Annotated in this window: 3 protein-coding genes, 2 rRNA genes and 1 pseudogene (1 of these 6 cut by a window edge); 2 read left to right on the top strand and 4 right to left on the bottom strand. The window is 68.7% G+C overall.

Features of this window, described 5'->3' with window-relative positions; all coding sequences use genetic code 11:
• Positions 1-1,590 (top strand): 23S ribosomal RNA (locus M2266_RS13810); it begins 1,533 nt to the left of the window's first position.
• 78 nt (positions 1,591-1,668) lie between these two features.
• Positions 1,669-1,785, top strand: a 5S ribosomal RNA gene (rrf, locus tag M2266_RS13805).
• Between the two features lie 180 nt (positions 1,786-1,965).
• Here the strand turns inward: rrf and M2266_RS13800 are convergent.
• The 4 genes and pseudogenes from M2266_RS13800 to M2266_RS13785 form a co-directional block, all read right to left on the bottom strand.
• On the bottom strand, positions 1,966-3,276 hold the full coding sequence (locus M2266_RS13800; protein WP_277438466.1) for a DUF58 domain-containing protein: 1,311 nt from the start codon (positions 3,274-3,276) through the stop codon (positions 1,966-1,968).
• Positions 3,277-3,293: 17 nt separating this feature from the next.
• Entirely contained in the window at positions 3,294-4,259 is a 966-nt protein-coding gene (locus M2266_RS13795; protein WP_277438465.1) for a MoxR family ATPase, read from the bottom strand.
• Entirely contained in the window at positions 4,256-5,530 is a 1,275-nt protein-coding gene (locus M2266_RS13790; RefSeq protein ID WP_277438464.1) for a DUF4350 domain-containing protein, read from the bottom strand. The genes M2266_RS13795 and M2266_RS13790 overlap by 4 nt, the downstream gene beginning before the upstream one ends.
• Positions 5,527-6,169, bottom strand: a pseudogene (locus tag M2266_RS13785) (DUF4129 domain-containing protein). Before M2266_RS13785 ends, M2266_RS13790 begins: the two are co-directional and overlap by 4 nt.
• Between the last annotated feature and the right edge of the window lie 3 nt (positions 6,170-6,172).

Below are 6,172 nucleotides of genomic sequence, written 5' to 3'. Positions count from 1 at the left end.
CCAGTATCGAACCCTCTGATGCTAAGGCCGTAAAGCCGTCCTGGAGCCTTCGGGCAAAGGGAAGTGGTGGAGCCGCCGGTCCAAGGTGGTAGTAGGTAAGCGATGGGGTGACGCAGGAAGGTAGTCCAGCCCGGGCGGTGGTTGTCCCGGGGTAAGGGTGTAGGGCGTTGCGTAGGCAAATCCGCGCAACATATAGCCTGAGACCTGATGCCGAGCCGATTGTGGTGAAGTGGATGATCCTATGCTGTCGAGAAAAGCCTCTAGCGAGTTTCATGGCGGCCCGTACCCTAAACCGACTCAGGTGGTCAGGTAGAGAATACCGAGGCGTTCGGGTGAACTATGGTTAAGGAACTCGGCAAAATGCCCCCGTAACTTCGGGAGAAGGGGGGCCACAACTGGTGAGGGAACTTGCTTCCTGAGCTGGGGGTGGCCGCAGAGACCAGCGAGAAGCGACTGTTTACTAAAAACACAGGTCCGTGCGAAGCCGTAAGGCGATGTATACGGACTGACGCCTGCCCGGTGCTGGAACGTTAAGGGGACCGGTTAGTCACATTTCGGTGTGGCGAAGCTGAGAACTTAAGCGCCAGTAAACGGCGGTGGTAACTATAACCATCCTAAGGTAGCGAAATTCCTTGTCGGGTAAGTTCCGACCTGCACGAATGGCGTAACGACTTCTCGACTGTCTCAACCATAGGCCCGGTGAAATTGCACTACGAGTAAAGATGCTCGTTTCGCGCAGCAGGACGGAAAGACCCCGGGACCTTTACTATAGCTTGATATTGGTGTTCGGTTCGGCTTGTGTAGGATAGGTGGGAGACTGTGAAGTCATGGCGCCAGCCATGGTGGAGTCGTCGTTGAAATACCACTCTGGTCGTGCTGGATGTCTAACCTCGGTCCGTGATCCGGATCAGGGACAGTGTCTGGTGGGTAGTTTAACTGGGGCGGTTGCCTCCTAAAGAGTAACGGAGGCGCCCAAAGGTTCCCTCAGCCTGGTTGGCAATCAGGTGTTGAGTGTAAGTGCACAAGGGAGCTTGACTGTGAGACTGACGGGTCGAGCAGGGACGAAAGTCGGGACTAGTGATCCGGCGGTGGCTTGTGGAAGCGCCGTCGCTCAACGGATAAAAGGTACCCCGGGGATAACAGGCTGATCTTCCCCAAGAGTCCATATCGACGGGATGGTTTGGCACCTCGATGTCGGCTCGTCGCATCCTGGGGCTGGAGTCGGTCCCAAGGGTTGGGCTGTTCGCCCATTAAAGCGGTACGCGAGCTGGGTTTAGAACGTCGTGAGACAGTTCGGTCCCTATCCGCTGCGCGCGTAGGAATATTGAGAAGGGCTGTCCCTAGTACGAGAGGACCGGGACGGACGAACCTCTGGTGTGCCAGTTGTCCTGCCAAGGGCATGGCTGGTTGGCTACGTTCGGAAAGGATAACCGCTGAAAGCATCTAAGCGGGAAGCCTGCTTCGAGATGAGTATTCCCACCCCCTTTGAGGGGTTAAGGCTCCCAGTAGACGACTGGGTTGATAGGCCAGATGTGGAAGCCCGGTAACGGGTGGAGCTGACTGGTACTAATAGGCCGAGGGCTTGTCTAACTATTTTTGCTTCGCGTCCACTGTGTAGTTCTGAAGTAACGAACCGTGATGATACCCGGTTGGTTAACTTCATAGTGTTTCGGTGGTCATAGCGTTAGGGAAACGCCCGGTTACATTCCGAACCCGGAAGCTAAGCCTTTCAGCGCCGATGGTACTGCAGGGGGGACCCTGTGGGAGAGTAGGACGCCGCCGAACAATCTTTGAGAAGAAGCCCCTCAGGCAATAGCCTGAGGGGCTTCTTTGCGTTGACCCGTTGCCGGATGGAGAGGGTCGCCGAACCCTTCGGGGCCCCGATCCCCGAAGCCCCGCAGGGGGGCCACGGGTCGTCCAAGAGCGAGGACCGCAGGACTCCATCGGTCGGTCAGGACGCCAGTCCTACAGGCGGCCGGCGGCCTTCAAGGCCAGGTACGCGTCCGCGAGCGCGGGAGCGATGTCCGCGGGTGGGGCGTCCACGACGGTGATGCCGTGGCGGGAGAGGCGTTGGCTGGTGCGGCGGCGTTCGGCGCGCGACTGTTCCGCGGCCGCTGCCGCGTAGACGCTCTCCAGCGTGCCGCGGCCGTGGGCCATTTCCTCGACGCGAGGGTCGGCCACGGAGGCGACGAGGACTTCGTGCCGGTGGGTGAGCTGGGGGAGGACGGGCAGCAGGCCCTCTTCCATGGGGGCCGCGTCCAGGCCGGTGAGCAGCACGACGAGGGACCGGCGGGGGGCGCGCTGCAGGATCGCGGCGACCAGGCCCCTGGCGTCGGACTCGACCAGTTCGGGTTCGATCGGCGCCATCGCGTTGACGAGCGCCGGAAGCATGTCGGTGGTGCCGCGGCTCTGGACGGAGGCGCGGATGCGGCGGTCGTGCGCGAGGAGGTCCACGCGGTCGCCGGCCCGGCCGGCGAGGACGGCGAGCAGGAGCGCGGCGTCCATGGCGGCGTCGAGGCGCGGGGCGTCGCCGACGCGCCCCGCCGAGGTGCGGCTGGTGTCGAGCACGATCAGGATGTGGCGGTCGCGTTCCGGACGCCAGGTGCGTACGGCGACCGTCGTGCGGCGGGCGCTCGCGCGCCAGTCGATGGAGCGGGTGTCGTCGCCGGGGATGTACTCGCGCAGCGAGTCGAATTCGGTGCCCTGACCGCGGATCAGGAGCGAGGTGCGGCCGTCGAGTTCGCGGAGCCGGGCCAGCCGCGAGGGCAGGTGTTTGCGGCTGGTGAACGGCGGGAGCACGCGGACGGTCCATGGGATGCTGTGCGACCCCTGGCGGGCGGCGAGGCCCAGCGGACCGTGCGAGCGCACGGTGACGCGTTCGGCCTGGCGGTCGCCGCGGCGGGTGGGGTGCAGCACGGTCGTGACGCGGCGGCGCTCGCCCGGTGGGACTGTCAACCGGTGCCGTGACGCGGTCACTTCGGTGCCCGGTTGCCAGCTGCTGGGCGGCCAGGAGTCGCGCAGCAGCCCGCGCAGCGGGCGGCGACCGGGATTGGTGACGGTCAGCGTGACGGCGGCGGTGTCACCGAGTCGAACGGATGTGTCACCGATTCGAGTGAAATGGAGCTTTCGCACTGGCGCGGCGAGCGCGAGGTCGCACAGAATTCCGAGGAGAAGGACGCCTTCGACGGCGAGGATGCCGCTCCAACCGGGGAGCAGCATGCCGACGGCGAGGGCGCCGAGCGCGGCGAGAAGGGCGGTGCGTCCGGTGAGAGCCATGGGCTGTTCCCGCCGGCCTAGCGGGGCACGGGGACGTGGGCGAGGATCGCGGTGATGACCGAGTCGGCCGTCACGCCCTCCATCTCGGCCTCGGGCCGGAGTTGCACCCGGTGACGGAGGGTGGGCAGGGCGAGGGCCTTGACGTCGTCGGGAGTGACGTAGTCGCGGCCGGTGAGCCAGGCCCAGGCGCGGGAGGTCGCCAGCAGCGCGGTCGCACCGCGCGGTGACACGCCGAGAGTGAAGGAGGGGGATTCTCGGGTGGCTCGGCAGAGGTCGACGATGTAGCCGGTGATCTCGGGGGAGACGGAGGTCTTGGCGACGGCGGAGCGGGCGGCTTCGAGGTCGTCGGGGCCGGCGACGGGACGCAGGCCGGCGGCCGCGAGGTCCCGGGGGTTGAAGCCTTCCGCGTGCCGGGTGAGGACGTCTATCTCGGTGGCTCGGGAGGGGAGCGGAAGGATCAGCTTCAGCAGGAATCGGTCGAGTTGGGCTTCCGGGAGCGGATAGGTGCCCTCGTACTCGACCGGGTTCTGGGTGGCTGCTACGAGGAAGGGGTCGGGAAGGAGGCGCGGAGTGCCGTCGACGGACACCTGGCGTTCCTCCATCGCTTCGAGGAGGGAGGCCTGGGTCTTGGGCGGGGTGCGGTTGATCTCGTCGGCGATCAGGAGGTTGGTGAAGACCGGGCCCGGCTGGAAGGAGAATTCGGCGGTGCGGGCGTCGTAGACGAGGGAGCCGGTGACGTCGCCGGGCATCAGGTCGGGCGTGAACTGGACGCGCTTGGTCTCCAGTTGCAGGGAGGCTGCCAGGGCGCGGACCAGGAGGGTCTTGGCGACGCCGGGGACGCCTTCCAGGAGGACATGGCCTCGGCACAGCAGGGCGACCACCAAGCCGGTGACTGCTGCGTCCTGGCCGACGACGGCCTTGGCGATTTCGGTGCGCAGGGCCTCGAGTGAGGTGCGGGCACTGTCGGCTGTCGGGGCGCTCACGGAGTTGCGTACCTCTCTGTGGAAATGATGCGGCGCTCAAGGGCGTCGAGGTCGTCGGCCAGACGCAGTAGGGCCGCGTCGTCGGAGGGCGGCGGGCCGTAGAGGAGCGCGCCGGGGTCGGGGTGGGGAGCGCCGGTGCCGGGTCCGCCCAGGAGGGCGGCGACGGCCGCGGTGAGGGACTCGGGAGCGGGCGCAGGGGAGATGCCGACGATCGGTGCGAGCCGGTCGCGGGTGGCCTGGCGCAGTGCTTCGGCGGCTCTGGCACGGGCGTTGGCCCGGCGGTAGAGGCGGGCGCGCCCTTCGGTGGCCTCCGACGCGTGTACCGCCACGGGGAGCCGTTCGGCGACGACGGGGCCGAGCCGACGGGCCCTCCACAGGGCGGTGACGACGGCGGCGATCAGCAGTTGGAGGAGGCCCCAGCTCCAGCCGTCGGGGATGAGGTCGAAGAAGCTCTTGCGCTCGCCGTCGAGTGCGGAGGTGTCACCGAGGGAGGGGAGGTACCAGATCAGTCTGGGGTGGGCGCCGAGGAGTTGCAGGGCGAGGGAGGCGTTGCCCTGCTCGTCGAGGCGGTCGTTGGTGAGGAGTTCCGCGGAGCCGAGGACGACCGTGTCGCCGTTCCCGGCGGCGGGAAGCCGGATCAGCGTGGGGTGGCCGCCGCTGGGGTAGCAGCGGTCGGCGCCGGGGACGGAGGTCTCGTACTCGGCGCCGCCGAGTTCGGCGTCGCCCGCCCGGGTGGCGCTGGGCCACGAGCACTGCGGCGTGAGGATCCGGGTGTCGGTGGGCGCGAGCGCCTGGACGCCGGGGGCGAGCGCTTCGGCCGCGGAGGGGCCGGGGGAGAGCAGGACGGTGCGGCCGCCGGACCGTTCGGTGGCGCTGTGCAGGAGGGACTGCTGATGGGGAGTGAGCAGGTCGGGGACGGTCACGAGCAGGGTGGCGCCGCTGCCGAGCGCGGCGGTGGCTTCGTCGGTGGTGGTCACGACGGTGGTGGTGACGCCCTGGGCCGAGAGGAGCTGGGCGACGGCGCGGCTGCCGGCGGGGTCCGCGGAGCGGGGGTCCAGCGCTCCGTGGCTCTCACCGGAGCGCAGTGCGGCGTAGCCGATGCCGAAGACGATCACGGCGAGGGCTGCTGCCAGGAGGGTGCGCGAGCGGGCCCACAGCTGGCGGGCGGTGGGCGAGAGCGAGGTGTCGGGCGTCCGCTCGACCGGGGCGGGGGCAGCGGTGGCGGCGGGGGTGTCCGGCGGGGCGGGTGCCGGGGAAGGGGTTGTGGTCATGAGCGGGCGTCCCCGGCGTCGGCGAACTGGGGCTTGGCGCGCTGCAGCCGGCTGTCGAGGTCGCGCAGGAGCGCGTACGTCTGCTCGGTGCCGGTGCGGCCGCCGTAGGTGAGGCCGTCGAAGAGGCGGGCGGCGTCGCGCAGTGCGGTGGCATGGTCGGGCAGGGCGCGTCCGGCGTCCGCGGCGGCCCTCGTCGGCGGTGCGGCCGGGGCGCGGGTCCAGGACGGTCCGCTCCTCCAGGGCGCGGACGAGGGCGCGCATCCGTTCCTGGGAGGCCTCCGTCCATCGGCGGGCGGCGGCGTGCTGCTCGGCGGCCGTGCGGTACTCGGCGGCGGTGCGGGTGCGGTCGCCGAACAGGCCGGGCTCGCCGGTGGAGACCTGGCGCACCCTGCCGAGCCGCCAGCGCAGGGCGACCAGCAGCAGGACGACGGCGAGGGCGATGGCCAGCAGCCCCACCCCGCCGCCCGGGGTCGCACCGGAGGCCGCCGTCAGGAGGTCGGCGACCTTGTCCCAGAGCCAGTCCAGCGCGCGCTGGAACAGGCTCGGGTCGTTCTGGTGGTAGATCCCCTTGGACAGCTCGTGCTCGGCCGCTTCGCGGGCGGCGTCGCGCGGGGTGGTGACCGGTGCGTCCCCCGACACCTG

Origin of the sequence: Streptomyces sp. SPB162 (genome assembly GCF_029504575.1) — a bacterium.
In the GTDB taxonomy this organism is placed as follows: domain Bacteria; phylum Actinomycetota; class Actinomycetes; order Streptomycetales; family Streptomycetaceae; genus Actinacidiphila.
This window is presented reverse-complemented; position numbering and strand designations above follow the sequence as displayed.

What these genes read in the sequence shown, in the direction of transcription:
- M2266_RS13800 (WP_277438466.1), bottom strand. Translation starts at nt 3,276, where the DNA reads ATGGCTCTCACCGGACGCACCGCCCTTCTCGCCGCGCTCGGCGCCCTC.
- M2266_RS13790 (WP_277438464.1), bottom strand. Translation starts at nt 5,530, where the DNA reads ATGACCACAACCCCTTCCCCGGCACCCGCCCCGCCGGACACCCCCGCC.